The organism is Asticcacaulis excentricus CB 48, from assembly GCF_000175215.2.
Taxonomy (GTDB): domain Bacteria; phylum Pseudomonadota; class Alphaproteobacteria; order Caulobacterales; family Caulobacteraceae; genus Asticcacaulis; species Asticcacaulis excentricus.
In genome coordinates this window covers 721,535-745,948 of the sequence record NC_014816.1, presented here as the reverse complement: position 1 = coordinate 745,948, position 24,414 = coordinate 721,535, and the positions used below count along the sequence as shown (strand labels likewise).

Here is a 24,414-nt window from a genome sequence, read left to right as displayed (position 1 = left end):
AGCCGCCGAGGTCTCCTTCGGCGGCTTTTTTATCAGATCGCCTCAGGACACTCGATATGGCAGATCGAAAGGGCGCGGGTCAGGGCGACCTGCACAGCTTGCGTGATCATCAGGCGCGCCGGGTTGGCCACCCCATCGCTGATCACCGGCACGCGGGTGTAGTAGGAATTATAGATCGCCGCGACGTCCATCAGATGACGCACCAGCACCGATGGATTGGCGGCTTTGGCCGCCGCCACCACCTTTTGCGGGATCTGCTGCACCTTCAGAAGCAGGTCGGCTTCTTGTGCATCGATCTCATAGCTCACCCCGTCTATATTCGCCGTGCCGCCGTCGTTTTTGCGCAAAATACTGCGTGCCCGACACGCCGCATAAACGACATAGGCCCCGCCTGAGCGCTCGAACCCGGCGATGGTGGCATCCATGTCCGAGGCGTCGATTTCCACCGCGCCTTTCAGGTCCTGCTTTAGGTCATTAAACACGATAGAACCGATGGCCAGTTCCTGCGCCGCGCGGCTCAGTTCGGCCTCATCAGAATCCACCCGGTCGGACAGGCGGTTGCGGAAATAGACCTGCGCCGCCGACAACAGGCCGATGACGTTCGACACCGACTGACGCGACGACAGCTTCTTGCCCGTTTTAGCATCAACGTAGAAGCCGAAATAGACGTGCTGAAACGCGGTCTTCGCGGCATCGGCAATCCCTGTCGCATAGGCCGAGCGAAACAGGCGGTTGAAGTGCACCTGCTGCTCCTGACCCACGACGTAAAAGACATCGGTCGGGTCGAACATCTGCGAGCGCAGTTGGATCGCGCCCATATCGCGCGTCGAATAAATACTCTGTCCGTCCGCACGGCGCACCACAAAGCGCTCGTTACTATCGAGCAGGACGACCGCCGCGCCAATGTCCTTGCGGATCGACCTGATCAGAGTGTCGCGTTCGATTTCGCCAATCTCACCGGAGGCAAAACGCGCCTCTTCGATGGCGATGGCGGCTTCGGCATCGGCCACAGTGAACACCACAGCCTTGCCAGAGGCCAGCGCCGCTTGGACCACAGCGTCGCCCGCCTGATAGTAAAAGCTCTCGCCGAGAACGAGGTCGAAATGGATGTTCAGCGCGTCATAAAAGCCTTCGAACGACTGAAGACTCCATTTGACCATGTCGATCCACAGGGCCACCTCTTCGGCATCGCCCTGCTCCAGCGCGCGGAATCGGGCATCCGACGCCGCCACATACTCAGCAAAAGACGATTTCAACAGTTCTAGACTTGTCGCACTGTGGAAATATCTTGCGGCGATGGCGGCGTCTTCAGCGTCCCATTCATCGGACGCCTTACCGCTTTCGAGGATACGTTCGACCGAGCGACGGATCTTGTAGATTTCCAGCAGCTTATCATTATCGACGAAATCCGCCGGGAAGAGAGTGCCAAACCGACGATAGCCTTCCAGCATGAAGCCGAAGCCACCAAAATCATTAATGTGGTTGACGCGGAATGTATCGGCTCCAGACCGCTCCCACAGGTTCGACAACACATGCCCGACGATGGTCGAACGGATATGCCCAGCGTGGAGCGTCTTGGCGACATTGGGTGAGGAGTAATCGACCACCGCCGAGCGCCCCATAAGCGCGTCGGAATCGCCGAAACGCGCGCCGATCTCGGTCACCGCCTGCGCCCCGTTGAGCATCCAGCCATCGGACAGGGTCAGGTTGATATACATACCCTTGGTTTCGAGCTTCGCAATGGCGTCGGCAAAACACGATCCGTTGAGGATATCTACAATCCACGGCAGGTGGTTGGCCATAAAGCCCTTCGGCCCGCCGTCTTTCAGAAGTTGCGGAAAACGCAGAGCAATATCGCCGCCCATCTTGGCGCGATCGATAAGGTCGAACTTGATATCGAGTTCATACCCCACCTTCGCTGACAGGGCGTCAGAAATACGCTTTTCCAGTTGCGGCAGGGGATAGGTGTCAAAAGCCACCGAAGCCGCGGCCGCGCGCTCACGACGGTAACGCGCGACAAAGGCGTTGACCTCCGACAGGCGTGACGAATTGACCTCAGCAAGCGCGTTCATGGGGTATCCCTTGTACTTGATACTGCGAACGTCCGAAGATGCTGACCGCATCCGGGCGTTGAAGATACGAGAATGTCTCATATGTATCAGCGACATGAGACATTCTCGAATGGCATACCAAGACTCATTTTCAATGACCCTTGGCATAAAGGCCTGCATCTATGGCAAACGCGCCCCAATATCAAGGATCACCCTTACAGCCTCTTTGTGTGACGCCCACCCTTGCCTCTCTCCTCCTTACCTTTGCGCGGTTAGGGTCGGGCTTCAATGGAGGTAACCCATGATCCAAACCATTCGCATCGTCAGGGCTTTCTGTGACGGTTTCCTGCACCCGACACGCTCATTGAAACACTGTCAGCGTGAAGACCGCGCCGTGCGCGATAATCTGGGCGAAGATCAGGTGGATACCATGGTCGAAGACACCTTTCCGGCGTCCGATCCGCCCAGCACATATTAAGCGCGTAAAAAGGGTTTCTAAAAAATTGAAATATAAAATGTCAGAAAACGCCCGAAATAATATAAATATTTTCTATTAGTTGATATTCTCGACCCCTTTTCGCCACGAAACAATAATGATGTTTCGATATTTTTTATGTTTATTCTAATAATAATCTATATTTGGAATATAAATAATCCATAAGTTCAAATCTAAAGTGTTTTTTCCCACTGGAATAATTTCTATATTTCAAAAAACAACGCCTTTCGGTTGCTTTGCCATAAAAAAGGCCCTATTGTTTTTCCCGGACGACGCAGTCAGCGTCGGTCGTTTTCAGCGTACCCTGCACACTTTGGCACAGGCCGCCCGGCGTTCGGGCGGACCTCAGACGATGCTCCCCGTAAGCCTCAGAGACACATATGAAGATTTTGATCGTCGAGGATAACGAAGCTCTGGCCCAGACCACGGGCTGGATCATCGAGATGCTGGGCTATGACTATCGCATCAGCTTGACGCCGCAGGCGGCGCTGACCGAGGGTGAAGCCTATGACCCCGACGTAGTGATGATGGATATCGGCCTGCCGGGCATGAGCGGCTATGATCTGTGCCGCCAAATGCGCCAAAAGCCCGCCCACGCCAATGCCGTCTTCGTGGCGCAGACCGGCTGGGACGAGCGTGAGCACCGCGAACAGTCAGCAGAAGCCGGCTTTGTCCACCACTTGACCAAGCCGGTCGACCTTCAGACCCTCGAATCCGTGCTGAACGCCATTGCGGCGGACATGCGCGTCTGATTGTCCACGATTACCCCAAGGCCGCCTGAATGACAACGACTGCTCCGCTTAACGCTTTGAAGGCCTTTTTGTTTCCGGGAAAAAGCCATGCCGCCGGCAGCAGTCTGGGCGCGCTGCTGTCTCTGATCTTCGTCGCTGCCTTTTTCCTAATCAGCGGCTTCATCTCTTATACCAATATCAGCACGCTGCGGAAAAACAGCGAAGAGGTGACCGAGACGCACAAGACCATACTGGGCCTGAGTGAGCTGATCGCCACTCTGACCGATGCTGAAACGGGGCAACGCGGTTATATCATCACCGGGGACGAGGCCTATCTGGTGCCCTATGAGAACGCCACCTTTGTTCTCAAGGAACGTCAGCGTGTATTACCGGCACTTCTGGCCCAATCACCGGAACTGAAGCCACAAGTCGATGCCATTGAAGAACGCATCAATCTCAAGATGGCGGAACTGCAACGTACCATGGACATCCGCCGCACACAGGGGATGGAAGCTGCCGCGGCCGAGGTCGGCCGACACCTCGGCAAAAACCATATGGATATAATCCGCCGCGAGATCAAAGAGATCGAAGCCGCGGAAAACGCGCGGCGTCAGGCGGGTATCCGCCAGCGCGCCGAAGCCTTCAATACGGCCATCCTGTCCACCACGGCGACTGCCATTCTGGGCGTTATTCTGACCCTGACCATTGCGCTGATCGTGCGACGATCAACCGAAAGGCAAGCCCTGCAAAACTGGCTGTCCAATGGCGAGGTGGGGCTGGGCGCCGCCTTATCGGGCGATCCGGCGCTCGATGAGGTGGGCAAGCGCGCCCTGTCCTTCCTGTGCGACTATCTGGGCGCCCAAAGTGCAGCCTTCTATGCGCGCGACGGCGGTATATTAAAACAGGCCGCCACCCACGGTGTGCCCGCCGAGACGGCGCTGCCCCTGACACTCAAACTCCATGAAGGCGTGGTGGGTCAGGTGGCGGCCGAAGGCAAGATTGCCGTCCTGTCTGACCTACCCGATGCGCTGCTGAGTGTCGGGACTTCATTGGGACAATGGCAGCCGCGCCACGTGGTCGTGGCCCCTGCCGCCACCGATACTCAGGTGGATGCTGTGGTTGAAGTGGGCTTTATGGCCAAGATTGATCCGGCGACGCTGACCTTGCTTGAGCGGTCTTCCGACATCATCAGCGTCGCTGTGCGTTCGGCCAATTACCGGGCCACGCAACAGAACCTGCTGGAAGAAACCCAGCGGCAATCCGAGGAGCTTCAGACCCAGGCCGAGGAGCTAAGGGTCAATAACGAAGAGCTTGAGGAACAGAGCCGCGCACTCAAGGAATCGCATCTGCGTCTGGAGCAGCAGCAGGCTGAGCTGGAGCAGACCAATGTGCAGCTGTCCGAACAGGCGCGCATATTGGAGCAACAGAAGGACGACCTGAACCGAAGCGCCGCCGACATCGCGCTCAAAGCACAGGAGCTGGAGCAGGCCAGCCGTTACAAGTCGGATTTTCTGGCCAATATGAGCCATGAACTGCGCACGCCGCTCAATTCGTCGCTAATTCTGGCCAAGCTGCTGGCCGACAACCGCGACGGCAACCTCACTGAGGAGCAGGTGAAATTCGCCCGCACCATCCAGTCTTCAGGCAACGACCTCCTGGCTCTGATAAATGATATTCTCGACCTGTCGAAGATCGAAGCTGGTCAGATGGATATCAATGCCGAGCCCGTCTCCTTCCGCCGCCTGGCCAGTGACCTGACGCGGATGTTTGAGCCTCTGGCCGGCGAAAAGGGCCTGACCTTCCGCGTCGAGGCCCATGACACCCTGCCCGACCTGTTCGATTCTGACCGTCAGCGTCTGGAGCAGGTGCTGAAAAACCTTTTGTCCAACGCTCTAAAATTCACTGAACGCGGATCGGTGGTGCTGCGCATGTCGGCTGCCAACAACAAAGTGCATTTTGCCGTCAGCGATACCGGCATAGGCATTTCCGCCGAGCAGCAGCAGAGCATTTTCGAAGCCTTCCGGCAGGCAGATTCGACCATTTCGCGCAAATACGGCGGGACGGGTCTGGGCCTTTCGATTTCGCGCGAACTGTCGCGCCTGCTGGGTGGTCATATCGAGCTGAAAAGTGAACCCGACGAAGGCTCAATCTTTACCCTTATCCTGCCCCTGATCTACGACCCGCAGCAGGTGGCGCCGCGCGAAGTGCCGCGCAGCGCGCCTGAGCCGCAGATCATCGAAACCTTTGCTGAGGCACCGGCGGCCCCCATCCTGCCGCCCCGCACGCACGTCCCTGACGACCGCGACCGCCTGAGCGGCGACAAGCGCCTGCTACTGGCCGTCGAGGATGACCCGTCCTTTGCGCGTATACTCTACGAACTGGCGCAGGATCTGGGCTTTCAGTGCCTGATCGCCAGCACGGCCGAAGACGCTATGCTGATGGTGCGTCAGTACGTTCCCTCCGCTGTGGTGCTTGATCTCGGCCTGCCCGATCATTCCGGCCTGTCGGTGCTAGACCGCCTTAAACGCGACCCCAAGACACGACATATCCCCGTGCACGTCGTGTCCGCCAATGATTACATGCACGCCGCCTTGTCGATGGGGGCCATCGGCTACATGCTGAAACCCGTTAAGCGCGACGAGCTGGTCGAAGCCTTCACCCAGCTTGAGACGCGTCTCGAAAAGCGGATGCGCCGTGTACTCATCGTCGAAGACGATGCTGTGCAGCGCGACTCGGTGATGGCGCTGTTGAAGACGCAGGACGTTGAAACCGTAGCCGTCGGCACGGCGGCAGAGTGCCTGGCGGAACTGAAGGCGCAGACTTATGACTGCATGGTGCTGGACTTAAGCCTGCCCGACGCCAGCGGCTATTCGCTACTGGAAACGCTATCCACCGAACAGGACTACGCCTTCCCTCCGGTCATTGTCTATACGGGCCGCGACATCTCGGCGGCGGATGAACAGAAGCTGCGCCGCTATTCCAAGTCCATCATCATCAAGGGGGCCAAGTCGCCGGAGCGCCTGCTCGACGAAGTCACCCTGTTTTTGCATCAGATGGTATCGGATCTGTCGCCGGAACAGCAAAAGATGCTGCACCGGGCCAAAGGGCGCGACAACATGCTGGAAGGGCGGCGTCTTCTGGTTGTCGAAGACGATGTGCGCAACGTCTATGCCGTCACCAACATCTTCGAGCCTCTGGGGGCCGTAGTGCAGATCGCCCGCAATGGCCGCGAAGCGCTTGACGCGCTGGAGGTCGCACAGGCGTCAGCGGAAACCGCCATCGACCTGGTGCTGATGGACGTCATGATGCCGGAAATGGACGGCCTGACCGCCACGCGCGAAATCCGCAAGCGGCCGGAATGGAAGAAGCTGCCCGTCATCATGCTGACCGCTAAGGCGATGAAGGACGATCAGGAACGCTGTCTGGAAGCCGGGGCCAATGACTATATGGCCAAGCCTCTGGATGTCGAAAAGCTGGTGTCGCTGGTGCGGGTCTGGGTGCCCAGGTAATTCCGACTTCGCTCAAGCCAGTGGTGACAATGCAAGTTTTAAGGCCACTATTTTTCTCCTCCCCATACATGGGAGGAGAAAGTCGGGAAAGCGAAACACCCACAACAGCCTAATTTATAATCAATGCAGTTACTGATTTTATTTTTATACACGATAACCCTACAGTGGCTTTCCTTTTAGCGGCTGGCGTGCGTGACGTGTTGTGCATAACAAGATCGAGGATATAGAAGTCCGCCTCTTCCTTGAGGCGATATATCTCAAATATCACTATGATTTCCGGGGCTATGCCATGGCCTCGATCAAACGCCGTCTGTTTCAGGCGCGCGACCATTTCGGCTGCCGCTCGATTTCGATGCTTCAGGACATGGTCCTGCACGAAGAAGCCATGCTGGGGGCCCTTATGAGCTATCTGACCGTACAGGTGTCGGAGCTGTTTCGAGATCCGGCCTATTTCCGCGCGATCCGCGAAAAGGTGGTGCCCCACCTTAAAACCTATCCTTCATTGAAGGTGTGGATCGCCGGCTGTTCGACCGGCGAAGAGCTCTATTCCTTCGCCATTCTGTTCCGCGAAGAAGGCCTCGAAGAACGCACCCTTTTCTACGCCACCGACATCAATCAGGATTCGCTGCGCAAGGCCGAGGCCGGGGTCTATGATCTTGATCGGATGCGTCTGTTTACTGAAAACCACCGCTTGTCGGGCGGCAAGACGTCTTTGGCGGACTACTACACCGCCGCTTATGGGGCAGCCACCTTCGATAAGTCTTTGCGCAAGCACGTGGTGTTTTCCGACCATTCGCTGGTCACGGACGCGGTATTTGCCGAAACGCAGTTTGTGTCATGCCGCAATGTGCTCATCTATTTCAACCGCGACCTTCAGAACCGTGCCGTGGCCCTGTTTGCCGACTCTTTGTCGCGCAAGGGTTTTCTGGGGCTAGGGGCCAAGGAGACGCTGCGCTTCACCGATCATCACTACAAATTCGACGAATTTGCCCGCGATGAGCGCCTCTATCAGAAGCGGGAGGCCGCATGAGCATGCTCCCCCGCAAGGCCGTGGTCATTGGGGCCTCGGCCGGAGGCGTAGAAGCCCTGTCGGCCGTCCTGCCGCACCTGCCGGCGGACCACTGCGCGGTTTTGGTGGTCATCCACTTGCCGTCAAACCGGCACAGCGTTCTGGCCGATCTGTTCAGCGACAAATGCCGTATGAAGGTCGTGGAAGCCGAAGATAAGGCCCCTATCGATGCCGGCACCATCTATTTCGCCCCCCCCGATTATCACCTGATGGTTGAACCCGACTTTACCATTGCACTCTCGAACGAAGCGCCGGTGTGGTTTTCGCGCCCCTCTATCGACGTGCTGTTTGAAACGGCGGCGGATGCTTATGGGCCGGGTCTGACCGGGGTGATCCTGACCGGCGCCAACGAGGATGGCGCAGGTGGCCTGCGCGCTGTTATGGCGCAGGGAGGGCGCGGCCTGATCCAGTCGCCGGAGACGGCCTATGCGCGGCTAATGCCTGAAACCGCCCAGTCTCTGTGCCCGAAGGCGCTCGTACGCCCTCTCGATCAACTGGCTGACGAACTGCTGGCAGAGGCCGCCTGATGAACACCCCCGCCCCTATTCTGCTGGTCGATGATCTCGAAGAAAATCTGCTGGCGCTCGAAGCCCTTTTGCGTCGTGACGGCCTGACCATACTCAAGGCGCGCTCAGGCGTCGAGGCGCTGGAAATTCTGCTGCGGCAGGAGGTAGCGCTGGCTCTGCTCGACGTGCAGATGCCGGAGATGGACGGGTTTGAGCTGGCCGAGACTCTACGTGGGGCCGAACGCACGCGACGCATCCCCATCATCTTCCTGACCGCCGGCACCACCGACCGCGAGCGCCGTTTCCGCGGTTATGAGGCCGGGGCGGTCGATTTCCTGCAAAAGCCTATCGACGGCGATATCCTCAAATCCAAGGTCGAGGTCTTCGTCGAACTGTACGCCCAGCGCCGCCAGATCGCGCATCAGCGCGACGCTCTTCAGGCGCAGCGTGACGAGATCCAGCGCGCAGCCGAGGCCCTGCGCGAGGCCGATCACCGCAAGGACGTCTTCCTAGCCACGCTGGCGCACGAACTGCGCAACCCGATGGCGCCTATCCGTAACGGGCTGCAGATTCTGCGCATGGCCCCGGACAGCCCGATGGCGGCGCAAGTACGCGACATGATGGACCGTCAGATGACGCATCTGGTGCGCCTTGTCGACGATCTTCTGGACGTGTCGCGCGTCAGTCAGGGCAAGATCGAGCTTAAGCGCGATCACCTTACCCTCCGTTCGGTGGTTGAGGCAGCGGTGGAAACCGCGCGTCCCGTCATTGACCTCGCCGGGCACACCTTTACGCTGGACCTCCCGGCTGAGGAACTGTGGGTCGATGGCGACCTGACGCGGTTAGCGCAGATCGTCGCCAACCTGCTTAACAATGCCGCCAAGTATACGCCCGAACGCGGCCGCATCGGCCTCAGTCTGCGCCGCGATGGCGCGCAGGCCATCATCCGCGTCAGCGATACCGGGCTCGGAATCGACGCCGACATGCTACCAAGAGTGTTTGAGTTATTCACGCAGGTGGACCGTAATATTCACCGTGCGCAGGGCGGGTTAGGGATTGGTCTGGCGTTGGCGCAGAAGCTGGTTGCCCTGCACGGCGGCTCGATCCACGCCGAAAGCGCGGGGGCCAACAAGGGCTCGACCTTTGAACTGCGTCTGCCTCTGGCCGAAGCTCCGAATGCCACAGCCGACGGTCTGAGCGAAGCGCAGGCGGCGCGCGCGTTGCACGTGTTGGTGGTCGATGACAACCGCGAGTCGGCTGAAACGACCAGTTGGATGCTCGACCTGATCGGCCACCATACGCGCACCGTGCACGATGGGGCCGCCGCTCTGGCCGCTGCCGACAGCGAGACGCCCGACGTCATCCTGCTCGATATCGGTATGCCCGGTATGAATGGCTACGAAGTTTGCCGCGAACTGCGCAAACGGCCGCAATTACAGGACACGGTGGTGATCGCCCAGACCGGCTGGGGGCAGGACAGCGACCGTCAGGCGGCGTTTGAAGCGGGCTTCAACCACCACCTGACCAAGCCGGTTAATCTCGACTGCCTCAACCGCCTCCTGGCCCAAATTCGGGCTTAAGCAGACAGGCGCTTTTTCAGGAAGCCCAAAACCATTACCTCATCAGGGTCCAGTTCCACCGCATCGCTCAGTTCGGCGTCGATCTCGTCGACAATCTGCTGGCTCAGGGCACCATCCAGGTAAGCATTGATCACCTCTGGGTGCACATAGCCCTTGCGGCATACGGCGGGTGTATTGCCGAGCCGGCGTGCCACGTCTTCGATCGCTGCCTTGAGATTCCGCTTGGCCTCGGTCTGGGTCTCAAAGGCATCGAAGGCCTGAAGCGCCAGCGCCGCCAGCACCGTCCCCGTAAATGTGCGGAAGTCTTTAGCGGTGACGGTTTCGCCGCTGATCTCTTTCAAATAGGCATTGACGTCTGACGAAGTGACGTCGTGCACCCGCCCCCCTTCATCGACCCAGGCGAACAATTCCTGCTCGCCCAGGTCCTGAAGGCGGCGGATGACGGCTGCGGCACGCCGGTCGCTTAGTTTCAGGTTCCACGCCCTGCCCGACTTGCCCGTAAAGTGAAAGCGCACGCTATGGCCTTCGACGCAGACGTGTTCGTCCTTTAGCGTCGTCAGGCCATAGGACTTGTTGGTGCGGGCGTATTCATCATTACCGACGCGGATCAGCGTCTTTTCTAATAGATAAACGACGCTGGCCAGTACCTTTTCACGGCTTAGGTTGCGTCTGGCCATATCGGCGCGCACGGCGGCCCGGATGCGCGGCAGCACCTCACCGAAGCGCAGGATATGGCTGAACTTGGTGGCATCGCGCACGCTGCGCCAGTCGGCGTGATAGCGGTACTGCTTGCGCCCTTTGGCATCCGTGCCCGTCGCCTGAATATGGCCATTGGCGAACGGGCAAATCCATACGTCTTTCCACGCCGGCGGAATGGCCAGCCGGTCGATGCGGGCACGCACCTTTTCGTCTTCGATCCTGACACCCTTAGTGTCGAAATAGACGAAGCGGCGACCAAAGTGGCGCCGCTTAAAGCCGGGCCGCCGGTCATTGACGTGGCGCAGGCCATAGGCCTTCGCCTGTTCCGCGGCGTCCGCCACCGCTTCTATGACGGGCGGGGTGTCGCCCATCAGAAGGGACGCAGGTGCTGAAGAATGTCATCGACGTGCAGCGAGGCGAAACGGATCGAGGAATCCGCCACGCCATAGGGCAGCAGGATCCAGTCGCCGTGTTTTAGCGCGCCGCAGCTATAAACGACATTGGGCACATAGCCTTCGCGCGTGTCTTCGCCGGGAGCCAGAATGGGTGTACGCGACCGGCCAATGACCTGACGCGGATCGGCCTTGTCGAGCAGCACCGCCCCCAGACAGTAGCGCCGCATGGCGCCGACGCCGTGGGTAAAGACTAGCCACCCGGCGTCCAGCTCGATAGGCGAGCCGCAATTGCCCATTTGCACCATTTCCCAAGGGTGTTTGGGCGATACGATGCGGTCGCCATAGTTCCACACCATGCGGTCTTCGCTCTCGAGGTAGAACAAGCTCTCGTGGTCCAACCGCCCGATGGCCGCATAGCGTCCGTTGATGCGGCGCGGGAACAGGGCCAGCCCCTTATGCGTCGCTGCCAGCCCGCGCAAAGGGGCCAAATAGACGGTGTCAAAATCCTCGGTCTCAAACAGTTCGCAGCCGATTTCACGCCCTGAATAGGCCGTGTAGGTGCCCAGATAGGTGGTGTCGCCGTCGTCTTCGGTAAACTGGACCAGACGCAGGTCTTCTAGGCCGTTCGACTGAGCGCGTGTTACCGGAAAGATGACCGTGCCCGAAACGGAGCAGGCCTTGTGACGCATTAGCGTCACAGGGCCATCAGTCGCCCCCTGCGCCGGTTTGGCGGCGACGATAAAATCGGAATCAGGTTCTAGATCGAGCGTACCGTCGGCATGGAACACGCCTTCGCGGAAGGAAATGGTCGAGATGTGTCCCTCCCCCACCGTGCGTACCGACATCAGAAAACGCACCGCGCCTTGCGGCACATCCGTCTGTTCCGGGTGGACGACGACAGACGGGTTCATGATCGCGGCCGCTTCGAAGGAATACTCCTGACAGAAATAAGCTCCAATCAGCGCCGCGTGGTCTTCGTCGATTTCGTCCATGCCTTCGATGCCACGCCCGATCATAGCCTTTATCGCCCTGAAACGATCAAGGAAAATCGCGCGGGCCTGAAGGTGGCGACCGCTGAAATCGCGGCTGACGCTGTCCAGTTCGGCACAACATTCCTCGCGCGTCAGTTTGAGCAGCGAGCGACAAATGCGCTCAGCCCGCGACATGGTCCCCAGCGCCGTATTGTAGGGCTCCACCGAAATAGTGAAGGGACGCAGAACGACGCGCTCAGGGTCGGCGCGCAGCACGATGTCGCTGTACTTGATCTCTTTCATAGGCACTCTGTTTCTGGAAGCTTACAATCCGGAATCCTTCAGGGCGCACCAGCTCAGGTGCAGGGCCAGCACCGACTCCGCCCCCTGATTTTCATTAACTCCGTTAACGGTCAGGCCGTCGCAACAGCCACCGTCCTCGCTCATCAGGCTCAGGCCGTGATCGTTATGACCGCGGAACCATTGCCAAACGCGCAAGGCTTGCGCCCTCCAACTCGCTTCACCGGTCACACGCCACGCCGTCAGGCAGGCTTCGATGGAGGCCTGCGCCTCCAGCGGCTGCTGATCGAACAGGGCCTCATGCCCGCCCATATGCGATTGCCCAGCGGCGAAGCTGCGGGTCGGGATGGGTCGGAAATGACCGGCCTCGGCGGTTTGGAGGGCCATGATGCGCACGCTGGCACTCAGAGCATTCTGAACCATGCGGGCATTGCCGAGGCGCTTTCCCGCCAGCAACAGACCTTCGGGCAGGCGGGCATTGTCGTAGGACAGGGCGGGCTCGAACCAGCCATTTACCGGGGTGTTTTGGCAATAGCCGGCGTGAAGCGGTTCGGCCAGCACCCGCATCAACCGCAGGACCTCCGCCGCCTCACACACCTCATCGACCGCGGCATCCAAAGCGCGCAGGCTAACAGCGCGGGCACGCTGCGACGTCCAGTCTGCGACGTGCGGCAACACGCGCTGGCTGAGTTCGCGCGCCCACTGACGCAGATCGTCCGGCAGGGGTGAGCGCAGCACCTCGATCAGGGCTTCAAAAGCCCGGGCGCAGCAATCGTCCGATCCGCCCTCGTCCAGCCACTGCCGGGCAAAGCTCATAAAATTGCGGAAGCGGCCCGTCTGCGGGTTCCAGGCGTGGTTGACAAAGCCCGCATAGCGGTAGGCGAGGTCTATACGCTGTTCGTCAAAACGCTCGAACCTGGCCCGCCGGGCCATCAGCATCAGGGCGCGGGCATTGTCGTCGGTGCAGTAACCATGCGCGCGGTCGGGCAGGCGGTAGCGGCTGTGCTGGGCCATGCCGCAATCATCCGACAGCCGCAGAATGGCGCGCCAGGCCGGGGCCGAACCAATCGACGGGACCGCTGACACTGCCTTTCCCTTTGCCGAAATGTCAGCGCGAGCGCGCCTCGTATAGGCGGATGCCACCGCACTCCATCGCGACGGAAGGGCCGCCTCATAGGCACGCTCGCTCATGGCTTCCCGTTTGACCTCATCCCTCAGCAGGTCGATAATGGCCTCCGCAAAGGCGGGACTGTCGCGGAAGGGGCAGATGACGCCGACCCCGTCGGCCAGCGCCTCAACCGCATGCCAGTAAGGCGCCGACACCACCGGTTTGCCCACGGCCAATGCATAACTCAGTGTGCCCGACGTGATCTGCGTCTCGGTCAGATAGGGCGTTACATAGACGTCGGTTGCCTGAAGTACGTCGATCAGATCATCATCGGACATGAAGCGGTTGGTGAAGCGGATATGGTCTTCGACGCCCAGCGCCTCAGCGCGCGCCATCAGGCGTTCACGATAGGCCTCGCCCTCATGCAAGATCAGATTGGGATGGGTGGCGCCGACAACGAAATAAAGCACATCGGGGCAGGCTTCAGAGATCGCCGGCAGGGCTTCGATGATCGTTTCTATCCCCTTGTTCGGCGACAACAGCCCGAAGGTGGACAATACCCGCCGCCCTTCGGCGTCCAACCGAGCCTTGAATTCGGCCGTAGGGCGCAAGGACCGTGCCGGGGCGCCGTGCGGCACCACCAGTATTTGCGAGGCCGGCACGCCATAGACCCGTTTGAGGATGTCCTCGCCTTTTTGCGCCATGGTGATCAGAGTCGTAGACAGGCGGATCAGCCCCTCCATTACGCGGCGCTGGTCTGCATTGGGGGTTTCGAGCACCGTGTGTAGGGTGGTGATGACCGGCATATCGACCCGCTCAAGGCATTCCAGCAGGTGTGCGCCCGACGGGCCACCAAAAATGCCGTACTCGTGCTGCACGAACAGTACCTGCATCCGGGCGGCATTGAGATCGGCGGCCAGTTGCCGATAGGCCGCGACATCGTCCTGGCCCAGGTGGCGCGTCACCTCAGGCGGATAAGCATAGGGCCCGGCGTGATCGTCCATCGCGATCACCTCAAAACGCGCCGACGGCAGGGCTTCGTGCAGGCAGTTGAAGATATCGCGGGTAAAGGTGGCCAGGCCGCATTGACGCGGCGGGAAGTTCCCGATCACGGCGACGCGCGACAGGCCCGCTTCGGGTTTGAGACGCGCACGGCTGAGAATATCATCAAGGCTGTGGGCCTCGGTTTCGACGGCAAAATGCTTATCCTGAAGCATGGCGAACCCTTCGCGAAAAAAACAGCGTCGACGGACCGGCTCCGGCGCAAAATACCGCCAGAAAGCTGCTGAAAATCACAAGTCGGAAGAAGAAAAAGGCGTGGGACGATCCGTCCGCAGAACCTCACAATGGGCCGCTAAGGGATAAAGATGCAGTGAGGAAAGCGAAAGCCGCCATAAGCCGGACATGATCTTGACACCTGCTCAGAGGCATTTTTTGCTTTGCCCCGCTCAGGGTTTGGGCTCAGCCACCTTGGTCGCCGCGTCAAGATCGGTTTATGCGCAATGATTGCATCAGAAATCATTCCGCTCTAGCTTCATTTGAAACTGATCCCGATGGAGCGCTGCATGTCTTTCCGACCCGTTATGGCTGCCAGCCTGCTGGCCCTCACCTTGTCCGTTCCGGCCACTGCCGCCCTCAAGACGCCAGACATTTCCGGTGCGCGCATGTCCGCCGATGTGAAGGCGTTGTCTGACGACAGCTTCGAAGGCCGTGGCATCAACACGCCCGCCGAACCCAAGGTAATCGACTATCTGTCGAAGGGTTTTGCCGCGGCGGGCTTTCAGCCGGGCGGCCCCGAAGGTCAGTGGACGCAGGCCGTTAAGCTGCGCCAGTTCACGGTGCAAAACCCCGCCCTCTCGCTGAGCAGTGGCGGCAAGGCGACGGCGCTGACGTCGGGTACGGACATAGTGGTTTCGACACGCGGCGCGCTCGGTGATGTCAGCTTCAAGGACACGCCGCTGGTCTTTGTCGGCTATGGCGTGACGGCCCCGGAACGCGGCTGGGACGATTTCAAGGGCGTCGATGTGAAGGGCAAGATCGTGGTCGTGCTGATCAACGATCCGGACTTCTATGCACCTGAGGCCAACACCTTCGGTGGCAAGGCCATGACCTATTACGGGCGCTGGACCTACAAGTACGAAGAGGCTGCCCGGCACGGCGCGGCGGGTGTGCTGATCATCCACGACACGGCGGCGGCCTCCTATGGCTGGGGGACGGTGAAAAATTCGTGGACCGGACCGCAGTTCGATATTGTGCGTCCTGACCCGTCAAAGTCGTTTACCGGCCTCGAAGGCTGGCTGTCAGCCGAAACCGCACAAAGCCTGTTTGCTCAGGCGGGCCTCGATCTTGACGTGCTGAAGGTCGCGGCGCGCGCCAAAGACTTCCAACCGGTGGACTTGAAGACCACGCTCAGCGGCGGCTATCAGGTAACGGCGAAGGAGATCGTCTCGCACAATGTCATCGCACGCCTGCCCGGCTCCAAACACGCGGATGAGACCGTCGTCTATGGCGGGCACTGGGACCATATCGGCATCGGCGCACCCGACGCCAATGGCGATAAGATCTTCAATGGCGCGGTCGATAACGGCACCGGGATTGCGGCTTTGCTGGAGCTGGCGCGGGCCTTTGGCAAAGCCCCCAAACCCGACCGCAGCGTGGTGATGATCGCCTTTACCGGCGAAGAAAGTGGTCTTCTGGGCTCGGAATACTACGCCTCAAACCCCGTCTATCCGCTGGAAAAGACAGTGGCGGGTATCAATATGGATGCGCTCAATGTGTTTGGCGCGACGAAAAACATCGTGGTCGTCGGCAATGGTCAGTCGTCACTGGAGGACGATCTCGGCACCTTCGCCAGGGCACAGAACCGTATCCTGTCGCCCGATGAAAAACCCGAAGCGGGTTACTTCTTCCGCTCGGACCACTTCCCCTTCGTCAAGCGCGGCGTGCCGATGCTCTATGCCAAGGGTGGCAAGGACCTGATCAAGGGCGGCATAGACGCGGGTACGGCCAAGGAAGCCGACTACCGCGACAAGCGCTACCATCAGGCCGATGACGAATGGTCGGCGGATTGGGACATGGCGGGCATGGTCGAGGACGTCACGCTTTATTACCAGATCGGGGCGAAGCTGGCCCATTCGCGCGAATGGCCGCAATGGCGCGCCACCTCCGAGTTCAAAACCGCCCGCGATAAGTCGGCCGATCAGCGGAAATAGAGCGCTTACCAACGAAGAGAGGCCTCCCCTGATCCTCAGGGGAGGCCTTACCGATGATAGTCCCCCGTGCCACGGTGAAATACGCGGTCGGTGGCTTCGAGGCAGCCCGGCGTCAGGTCAGGCAGCCCGGCCAGCGCCTCATAGAGAGGCCCGAAGTCCTTTTGCGCCAAGCTCAGCAGGGTGTCTATTGACGGCAGGACGAAATAGCCCTCCTGAAAATCGTCGATGCGATAGACGGTGCGCATGACGCGCTCCAGATCGAAGCCGATGCGATTGGGCGAAGGGCTTTCCAGCGCAAACCGCGTCTCGGTAAAGGACGACAATATGCCGGCGCCAAAGATGCGCACGCCACCGGCCTCTTCGACCAGGCCGAACTCGACCGTGTACCAGTAGAGCCGCGCCAGCCGGTCGAGCACACCCAGCTTTTCGGCGCGCAAACCGCCTTCGCCATAGGCCTGCATGAAGTCGGCCATGACGGGGTTCATCATCATCGGCACGTGGCCGAACAGGTCGTGGAACACATCCGGCTCGACCAGATAGTCAAGTTCGCGCCCGTCGCGGATAAACTGCCCCGCCGGGAAGCGCCGGTTGGCCAGATGGTCGAAAAAAACCTCATTAGGCACCATGCCGGGCACGGCCACCACTGTCCAGCCGGTGCGGCGGTAGAGAACTTCGGTCAGGGCGTCGAAATCGGGGATGGCTTCGGCTGTGATCGGCAACTGGCTCAGGCCGTCCATATATTCGTTGCAAGCCCGGCCGCGAATAATCTGCATCTGGCGTTCGAACAGCGTACGCCAGATGCCGTGCTCGCTCGCCGTATAGGCCTCCCAGTTCTGTGGGATGGTCCAGTCAGGACGGTCAGGCACATACCCACCGACTATACCGTGACGCGTGGGCTGAGCGTGCGTGTCCATCCCTTACCCTCCATAAACAGCGTTAAACCGGGTTGCCGCTGCATCTATCGCTTCGGCGAGCGCCACATCGCGATCACTGAGCCCGCCCTTATCGTGGGTGGTTAGACGGATCGACACGTGATTATAGACATTGGACCATTCCGGATGATGGTCTATCGCCTCCGCCGTCTGAGCCACGGCGCTCATAAAGCCAAACGCCGCTGCGAAATCTACGAAGTGCAAATGGCGCTTTATGGCCTTATCCCCCGCTTCGCGCGTCCACAGCGGCAGACGCTGCGACAGGGCGTCGATCTCAGCGGGCAATAACAGCGTGGTCGGGGGCAGGTCAGGGGGCATGACGGGTCCTCTTCAACACACATGATCCCCTCGAAGGTCGAGAAAATCTTTCTTTTTTTCCGTCCTGCTGCCGGTTTCGCAAAATGGTTTTCCGCAAAACCTCCGATCTTTAGTCGACCTTGCTTCGGCGACTGCCGGCCCCGGCACAGCCGCCGCCCCAGATAAAGGACAGGCCCAGCAGGAAGCCAAAATCGTACCAGCCGCCTGTATTGGGAACGGCATAGATGCGGATGCTGTGATCGAAAATATGGCCGATCAGGGCAAAGGGCGCGATGGCGCCGTGGATCAGCCCCGTCCAGAAGCCCGGCACGGACGGTTCGGGGGCCGCCCCCTGCGTCGCACAGGCCGTCAGCAACAACACAATCCCCGCCGCCATTAGCGGCAAACGCCAGCTCCGGTTCAAAATCACTTCCTCCCGCGTGTCAGAAAACGACCAGAACGCAGTTCTGTCAACGGTTCATCATTTCTGCATTGACTTAATTAAGCCTGTACTTAATTATAAAAACATGGACAGTTTCACCGCCCTTGCCGACCCTACCCGCCGAAAGATCGTCGAACATCTGGCGTCCGCACCTCTGGCCGCCGGAGACATCGCCGCTCGCTTTACCCTGTCCAAGCCGGCCATCTCGCAACACCTGAATGCCCTGAAAGCCGCGCACCTCGTTACGGTCGAGGTCCGCGGGCAGCAGCGGATCTACCGCCTCAACAAGGCCGGGCTGGACGAGATGGATGACTGGATCGCCCGCACCCGTCGCCATTGGACGCAGGCGCTCGATACCCTTGAAACCTTGCTGATGACGGAGAATCCGGATGAACCTGAGTGAAAAAACCGATCCAACACCCCCATGTGAGGGCAAGCTGTTTGAGGACGGCACCCTGATATTTGAACGTCTGTTGCCTGGCCCGCTGACGCGCGTCTGGTCCTACGTCGCCGACAGCGACAAGCGCGCACGGTGGATCATGGCCGGCGACATGAGCTGCACCGGTCGCCAGACAATGACGTTCAACCACACGGCTTTGTCGGGCGAGATCGCCCCGGAACGCTTCGCCATGATGCGCGAACCGGTGCATTTTGATGTTGAAGTGCTTGAGGTTTCTCCCCCGCATCGCCTTGTCTTCACCTGGCCCGCTCATGACGATGCCCCGCCGGAAAAGACCGGCATTGTGACCATAGAGTTGAAGGCCATAGGCGATCGTGTCCTCTTACGTCTCAGCCACCGCCATCCCGACGCCGTTCGTCATCTGATGCTGAACCACACGGGCGGCTGGCACACCCACCTCGACACACTGGAATCTGTGTTGTCCGGTCTGCGCCCCCGCCCTTTCTGGAGCCATTTTGCCCATGTCGAAGCCGCGTATCAGCGGGCCTTAGGCAAACGTGACCATAATGCTATCGCGGTTAACGTCGAAAAGGCCTTTGCCGCGCCGGCGGCGCGGGTCTTTGCGGCATGGCTCGACCCGGCCCTGATACAGCGCTTCCTGATGGGACCGCAGGTGCGTGAGGAACAGGTGCTGAATATCGACCTTGATCCCGTTCCGGGCGGCGCTTTTTCCTTCAAGGTTGCGCGTGCAGGCGCGCTCATCGATCATGTGGGGCACTATTACGAGATCGAAGCCCCTTACCTCATGAGCTTTAGCTGGGGTATCGCCGGAGAAAGCGACCCGCGCGACAGTCGGGTCACCTTGCGCCTGACTGACACCCCGCACGGCTGCCACCTGAGCCTTACCCATACGATGAGCGTCGAATGGGCAGACTATGCCGGGCGCACCCGTGACGGCTGGGCCTTTATGCTGGAGAAGCTGGTGGCCGTAGTGACCTAAGTCGGACCGACCACTACTATTTGATAAAAACCGATTTCAGGCGCGATTTCCGAAAAAATCGCGCCTGAATTTTGCCCTGTTTTAAGGATTGATCACGCAACTTGTGATGTGCGGCGTTTTCGCTATGATGCGCCGCATCAGAACTGACCCTCTCCTCGTCTTTTTCGATAGAGCCCTCCCATTCGTATCCCGTCGTACCTGCCGCATGTTGTGACCTGGGCCCGTCGTCTGCTGATCGTAGCGATGCCGCTCCTGCTGTTCAGCCTGTTTTTCCATATCGAGATCCTAGACCCGACCCGCATCGGCTGGCTGCTGGACGAGGACTGGGGGCAGCACGTCCTGGGCTGGCACGCCTTTCGCAATGTGCCATGGGCGTGGCCGTTCAATTATCAGAACCTGCTGGCGTGGCCGACGGGGGTCAGCATTATCTATACGGACTCCAATCCGTTCTTTTCCTTTATCTTCAAGGCGCTCAGCCCGCTTCTACCCGATAACTTCCAGTTTATCGGGCCGTGGTTCCTGCTGTGCGTGGTGATGCAGTTCTTCTTTGCATGGAAGCTGGTTCGACCGCACGCACCGGGGCCGTGGTCAGCTCTGGCCGGGGCGATCATCATGTCGCTTCTTCCTGCCCTCTATTACCGGATGCGCCATGACACGCTGGTCGCGCACTTTCTCATCCTGTGGACGCTATGGATCTTCTTTAACGTCAAAGATGAGCGCAAAAAGAACATCTGGTACGCGACGGCGCTGGGTCTGACCGGCTTCCTGCACCCCTACATGCTGTTCATGATGGCCGCGGTGTGGGGCGCAGACGTGTTGCGCATCTTCGTGCCCGCGGCGAAGGCCATAGACCGCACCCGGGTACTGCAGATCCTGCGCGACGCGGCGTTGGTCTTTATCTGCCCGTTTATCACGCTTGGCATCTCAGGGGCCTATTCAGGCTCATCGGCGCAGGCGCGCGGGTTCGGATTCTACTCGATGGGGCTCGATGCGCCGTTTAACCCTGTACAGCCCGACTTCTCCTTCTTCATCAAGGCCCACCCGCAAGATATGGGGCAGTATTTCGAAGGCTATCAGTATATGGGCCTAGGCATTCTGGGCCTTCTGCTGGGGGCGCTTCTGCTCTATCAGATCACCTTCTCGGCCCGTCAGGCGCGCCCCTTTATCGACAGCGCCAAGCCGCTGATTATCCCCTTTATCTGCCTGCTCGTCATCGCCGTTTCTCACCACGTGCAGTTCTACGACATTGTGTTGTTCAAACTGCCGCTGCCGAAATACCTCTTAGACAAGCTTGCGGTGCTTCGTGCCTCCGGCCGCTTCTTCTGGCCCATCGCCTATACCCTGATCCTGATCGCGCTGGTGATTGTCTATAAGTCGCGGCCCAAGGTGATGAAGGTGGCTCTGCCGCTCGTCATCATCGTGCAGCTGATCGACCTTCAGGGCTTTATCGCCGCCATGCGCAAGCAGACCGAACTGGCCACCAGCCCGGTTATCTTCGATCAGGCACCCGACCCTATCTGGGACAAGTTAATTTCCGGGGCCAAAGGCGTGGATTTCTATCCGGCGCAGGTCCACCTGAACGACAAGTTGTTCTATGAAATCGCCTGGCGCGCCGTTTCGAAGCAGCGCTATGTCAACACCATGTATATGGCGCGAGAAAATTATGAGCAGCGTGCCATCGAGCTGAAAGGCCGCGAAGCCTACCTTAACGGCAATATCAACAACGACAACCTCTACGTCTTTCTCAACCAGTGCATCGCCCCGGCCAATCTTCAGCCGCTGATGCGTGAGGTGGACGGCGTGTGGATCATTCCGCCGCAGTCGATGCGCAACCTGCCTCTTAGCCAGCCCGAATGGAAGCCAATCAAGGCGCGCATGGGCTTCGGTTATCTCAATCAGGGCTCGTGCCTGCTCGACAAGAACTGGGCCGCGCCAGAAGCCGACGGGGCTTGGACGCTGGGTAAACGCGCTGAGCTCGTCATCCCTATTCAGGAGGTGCAGTTCGAAAGCGGCGAACGCCCGGTCAAGCCGTCGATCCGGCTGGTGGCCAAGAGCTTCTTCCGCCCGATGACGGTCGACGTGCTGATCAATGGCCGCAAACGCGCCACGATGGAGCTGGAAAAAATCCGCTCCTATCAGGATATCCCTCTGCCGCCGTCGGTGTTCAACCGCCCCGACATGAAGGTATCCTTCATCGTGCGCGACCCGCTGTCGCTGAAGGAGCTGGGTCAGGGAGACGATGAACGCCAGTGGGGCATGAAGCTGTTCCGCCTGACCATCGAAGACGCCGCCGTGCGTGAGAAGGAAGAGGCCGAAAAGAAGGCCAAAATCGCGGCGGCCCAGGAAAGCGTAAGAGAGGCCGCAATCAAAGCGCAACAGGTCGGTACTGCCGCCGGGCAGCAGGCCCCTCAGAAGCCGTGATACCTGCTGTGAGCCCGGCTTCGGTCGGGCTTTTTTGCACTGCCGCGCTTGTCTTCACCAAAACCCCTCTTTAAGGTGTGCGGTGCCGAAGGGGGCGGTCATGTCCGGAAAAGACAAGACGTTGCGCAAATCTCAAATTGCGCGGGCGCTTCCGTTTGACAGACCCGAGAATGAAATGCCCGATAGCCCGAACCCCTCCTACTATCGTCTGGCGCTGTTTGGCACGCCCGTCCTGCTGTTTCTGCTGTTCTTTAACCCGGCGATTCTCGACCCGACCAATGTCGGATGGGCGATGCAGGGCGACTGGGGGCAGCATTTTCTGGGCTGGCACGCATACCGCAACGGGGCCGATGGCTTCAATCATCAGGACCTTCTGGCGCATCCCACCGGCCTGAGTATTCTCTATACGGACTCCAATCCGCTTTTTTCCCTGCCTCTGAAACTGATCAGTCCATGGCTGCCCGATGATTTTCAGTTCATCGGACCCTGGTTCCTCCTATGCCTATGTTTGCAGTACGTCTTTGCCCTGCGCCTTATGGAACGCTACGCGCCGGGCGCCTGGAGTGCCCTGGCGGGCGCGCTGCTCTTGTGCCTGCTGCCAACCTTCTACAATCGCATCGGGCATGACACCCTGTTTGCGCACTGGCTGATCCTGTGGTCGCTTTACATCTTCTTCGCTGTCGAAACCCCTCGCGGCAAGGCGATCGGCTGGGCTGCAAATCTGACCCTGGCCTCTCTAATCCATCCGTATCTTTTGATCATGTGTCTATTTATCTGGGCCGCCGATCAATGGCAGGCCTTGCAGATTATACGCCGCACGCGCGACCCGAAGGCCTTGATCAGGCAGGCCGCCGCCGCAGGTATGAGCGCCACCTTGTGTCTGATCGCGCTGTGGGCGGGTGGGGCGTTTTCCGGCACCAGCCCGGGAGGCGACGGTTTTGGCACATATTCGATGGGGCTTGATGGGCCATTCAATCCGTCTGGACTGCCCGGCTTTCTGTCCTTCCTGCCGAAGCAGGAGCCCCGTCAGGCTTTTGAGGGTTTTCAGTATCTGGGCGTGGGGGTTTTGGTGCTGATCGGGGTGGCCTGGTGGCTGACCCGGCGCACCCGCAAGCTGGGGGTGAACACATCCTTACCGACCGAGACCGACAACCGAGACACCGGCGAAGTCACCACTCAGGCCTTTGAACGCGTCCGCACCCTGAAGTGGGTGCTGATCGTTCTGACCGTGCTGGCCATCTCGACCAAGATCCAGATTTTCGGCAAAACCCTGATCGATATTCCCTTACCAGACGCCGCCGTCCCCGCACTCGGCGTTATTCGCGCCTCAGGCCGCCTATTCTGGCCTGTCGCCTACGCACTGGTTTTCTTAAGTCTTCTGGTCATCTATCGCGCTCCGAAACGGAACCTGCTGCTGGGGCTCGTTGTCGGTCTGCAGCTCGTCGAACTTGGCGCGTTTGCCTCGCATGTCAAAGGATTGACAGCGCGTGCGTCTGACCGAACCATCTTTAGCGTCGCGCAAAGTCCGCAATGGAGCCCACTGATCGCCGCCAGTTCGCGGGTCAATTTCGTCCCACCCGATCCGCACATCGATACGCAGCGTTTTTATAACGTAGCGTACCGCGCGGTTTCGGCAAAGGTGCCTGTCACCACCATGTACGCAGCTCGTCCGGACGTCCGCCAGCAGGCTGTGGAAATGGCGAGTTACGCCCGCTTCCTGGCAGGCGAAGCCGCCCCCGATCAGCTCTATGTCTATCTCAATCCCTGTCCGCCGCCGCCGGCCCTGCGGGCGCGTCTGCGTGAGCTTGACGGCTACTGGATTCTGCCGCCGCTCTCCGCCACCTCAGTCGGTCGTACACCGGTCTATCCGAGGATGCCTCTGAATGTGATGCAGACCGTCGCACGCGACAAGCCGACGGCCTGTGGTTTCGGCGCAGACTGGGCCCTGCCGGAAGAGGCTGGTATCTGGTCACGCGGCAGCCGCGCCGTCTTCCCCGTGCCCACTGAGATAGATGCCAGCGCCGCAAAACAGGTGCGCCTGACGCTCAATACGCGCCGCCCGTCGCAGGTGACGGTCTTCATCAACGATGTAAAAGTGGCGTCACTGCTCCTAAACAAAAAACCTACGACGCATAGTCTGGCTGTGCCGGCGGGCGTGTCCGGACAGGTGCGGGTGTCGTTCGTCGTCAGCGATCCTCCCTCCCCCGGCAGAACCGTGCGAGAGGACCTTAAACGCCTGAAAATATCGCAATGGGGGCTTTATACCGGCCCTTGAATGCCTATCTGAAACAAGAT

At 59.7% G+C, this 24,414-nt stretch carries 18 protein-coding genes; 11 read left to right on the top strand and 7 right to left on the bottom strand.

Going from position 1 to position 24,414, the window contains the following annotated elements; translation table 11 throughout:
- Window positions 1-32: 32 nt before the first annotated feature.
- Entirely contained in the window at window positions 33-2,072 is a 2,040-nt protein-coding gene (gene argS, locus ASTEX_RS03455) for an arginine--tRNA ligase domain-containing protein (protein ID WP_013478218.1), read from the bottom strand.
- A gap of 280 nt (window positions 2,073-2,352) precedes the next feature.
- Between argS and ASTEX_RS20455 the strand changes: the two genes are divergently transcribed.
- The 6 genes from ASTEX_RS20455 to ASTEX_RS03430 all read left to right on the top strand — a co-directional run bounded on the left by ASTEX_RS20455 (window position 2,353) and on the right by ASTEX_RS03430 (window position 9,942).
- Window positions 2,353-2,529: a hypothetical protein gene (locus tag ASTEX_RS20455; protein WP_013478217.1), complete on the top strand. Its 177-nt coding sequence runs from the start codon at window positions 2,353-2,355 to the stop codon at window positions 2,527-2,529.
- A 398-nt stretch (window positions 2,530-2,927) separates the two neighbouring features.
- A complete protein-coding gene (locus ASTEX_RS03450; protein WP_013478216.1) occupies window positions 2,928-3,299 on the top strand; it encodes a response regulator in 372 nt (123 codons plus the stop codon).
- 29 nt (window positions 3,300-3,328) lie between these two features.
- A complete protein-coding gene (locus ASTEX_RS03445; RefSeq protein ID WP_013478215.1) occupies window positions 3,329-6,787 on the top strand; it encodes a response regulator in 3,459 nt (1,152 codons plus the stop codon).
- Between the two features lie 202 nt (window positions 6,788-6,989).
- Complete coding sequence (locus ASTEX_RS03440; RefSeq protein ID WP_013478214.1) at window positions 6,990-7,817, top strand: CheR family methyltransferase; 828 nt, start codon at window positions 6,990-6,992, stop codon at window positions 7,815-7,817.
- The gene (locus tag ASTEX_RS03435; RefSeq protein ID WP_013478213.1) at window positions 7,814-8,383 is read left to right on the top strand and encodes a chemotaxis protein CheB; all 570 of its coding nucleotides are present in this window, start codon (window positions 7,814-7,816) and stop codon (window positions 8,381-8,383) included. The genes ASTEX_RS03440 and ASTEX_RS03435 overlap by 4 nt, the downstream gene beginning before the upstream one ends.
- Window positions 8,383-9,942: a response regulator gene (locus ASTEX_RS03430; RefSeq protein WP_013478212.1), complete on the top strand. Its 1,560-nt coding sequence runs from the start codon at window positions 8,383-8,385 to the stop codon at window positions 9,940-9,942. Before ASTEX_RS03435 ends, ASTEX_RS03430 begins: the two co-directional genes overlap by 1 nt.
- Here the strand turns inward: ASTEX_RS03430 and ASTEX_RS03425 are convergent.
- Genes ASTEX_RS03425 through ASTEX_RS03415 form a run of 3 tightly spaced genes read right to left on the bottom strand, consistent with a single transcriptional unit; the run spans window position 9,939 to window position 14,632 of the window.
- On the bottom strand, window positions 9,939-11,012 hold the full coding sequence (locus tag ASTEX_RS03425) for a DNA topoisomerase IB (RefSeq protein ID WP_013478211.1): 1,074 nt from the start codon (window positions 11,010-11,012) through the stop codon (window positions 9,939-9,941). The genes ASTEX_RS03430 and ASTEX_RS03425 overlap by 4 nt on opposite strands.
- On the bottom strand, window positions 11,012-12,310 hold the full coding sequence (locus tag ASTEX_RS03420) for a glycoside hydrolase family 130 protein (RefSeq protein WP_013478210.1): 1,299 nt from the start codon (window positions 12,308-12,310) through the stop codon (window positions 11,012-11,014). Before ASTEX_RS03420 ends, ASTEX_RS03425 begins: the two co-directional genes overlap by 1 nt.
- 21 nt (window positions 12,311-12,331) lie before the next feature.
- Window positions 12,332-14,632, bottom strand: coding sequence for a glycosyltransferase family 4 protein (locus ASTEX_RS03415; protein ID WP_013478209.1), 2,301 nt, complete (start codon window positions 14,630-14,632; stop codon window positions 12,332-12,334).
- A 348-nt stretch (window positions 14,633-14,980) separates the two neighbouring features.
- On the opposite strand from ASTEX_RS03415, the gene ASTEX_RS03410 reads away from it, so the two are divergent.
- On the top strand, window positions 14,981-16,627 hold the full coding sequence (locus ASTEX_RS03410) for a M28 family metallopeptidase (RefSeq protein WP_013478208.1): 1,647 nt from the start codon (window positions 14,981-14,983) through the stop codon (window positions 16,625-16,627).
- A 47-nt stretch (window positions 16,628-16,674) separates the two neighbouring features.
- On the opposite strand, the gene phhA is transcribed toward ASTEX_RS03410, so the two are convergent.
- The 3 genes from phhA to ASTEX_RS03395 form a co-directional block, all read right to left on the bottom strand.
- Window positions 16,675-17,541, bottom strand: coding sequence for a phenylalanine 4-monooxygenase (gene phhA / locus ASTEX_RS03405; protein WP_013478207.1), 867 nt, complete (start codon window positions 17,539-17,541; stop codon window positions 16,675-16,677).
- Window positions 17,542-17,544: 3 nt separating this feature from the next.
- On the bottom strand, window positions 17,545-17,877 hold the full coding sequence (locus ASTEX_RS03400) for a 4a-hydroxytetrahydrobiopterin dehydratase (protein ID WP_013478206.1): 333 nt from the start codon (window positions 17,875-17,877) through the stop codon (window positions 17,545-17,547).
- A gap of 109 nt (window positions 17,878-17,986) precedes the next feature.
- On the bottom strand, window positions 17,987-18,280 hold the full coding sequence (locus ASTEX_RS03395) for a hypothetical protein (protein WP_013478205.1): 294 nt from the start codon (window positions 18,278-18,280) through the stop codon (window positions 17,987-17,989).
- Window positions 18,281-18,383: 103 nt separating this feature from the next.
- Between ASTEX_RS03395 and ASTEX_RS03390 the strand changes: the two genes are divergently transcribed.
- From ASTEX_RS03390 to ASTEX_RS03370, 4 genes are all read left to right on the top strand, one after another.
- Complete coding sequence (locus ASTEX_RS03390; protein WP_013478204.1) at window positions 18,384-18,701, top strand: metalloregulator ArsR/SmtB family transcription factor; 318 nt, start codon at window positions 18,384-18,386, stop codon at window positions 18,699-18,701.
- On the top strand, window positions 18,688-19,698 hold the full coding sequence (locus ASTEX_RS19760; RefSeq protein WP_013478203.1) for an SRPBCC domain-containing protein: 1,011 nt from the start codon (window positions 18,688-18,690) through the stop codon (window positions 19,696-19,698). The genes ASTEX_RS03390 and ASTEX_RS19760 overlap by 14 nt, the downstream gene beginning before the upstream one ends.
- 210 nt (window positions 19,699-19,908) lie before the next feature.
- Entirely contained in the window at window positions 19,909-22,119 is a 2,211-nt protein-coding gene (locus ASTEX_RS03375; protein WP_013478202.1) for a DUF6311 domain-containing protein, read from the top strand.
- 100 nt (window positions 22,120-22,219) lie between these two features.
- On the top strand, window positions 22,220-24,394 hold the full coding sequence (locus ASTEX_RS03370; protein ID WP_013478201.1) for a DUF6311 domain-containing protein: 2,175 nt from the start codon (window positions 22,220-22,222) through the stop codon (window positions 24,392-24,394).
- Window positions 24,395-24,414 lie beyond the last annotated feature (20 nt).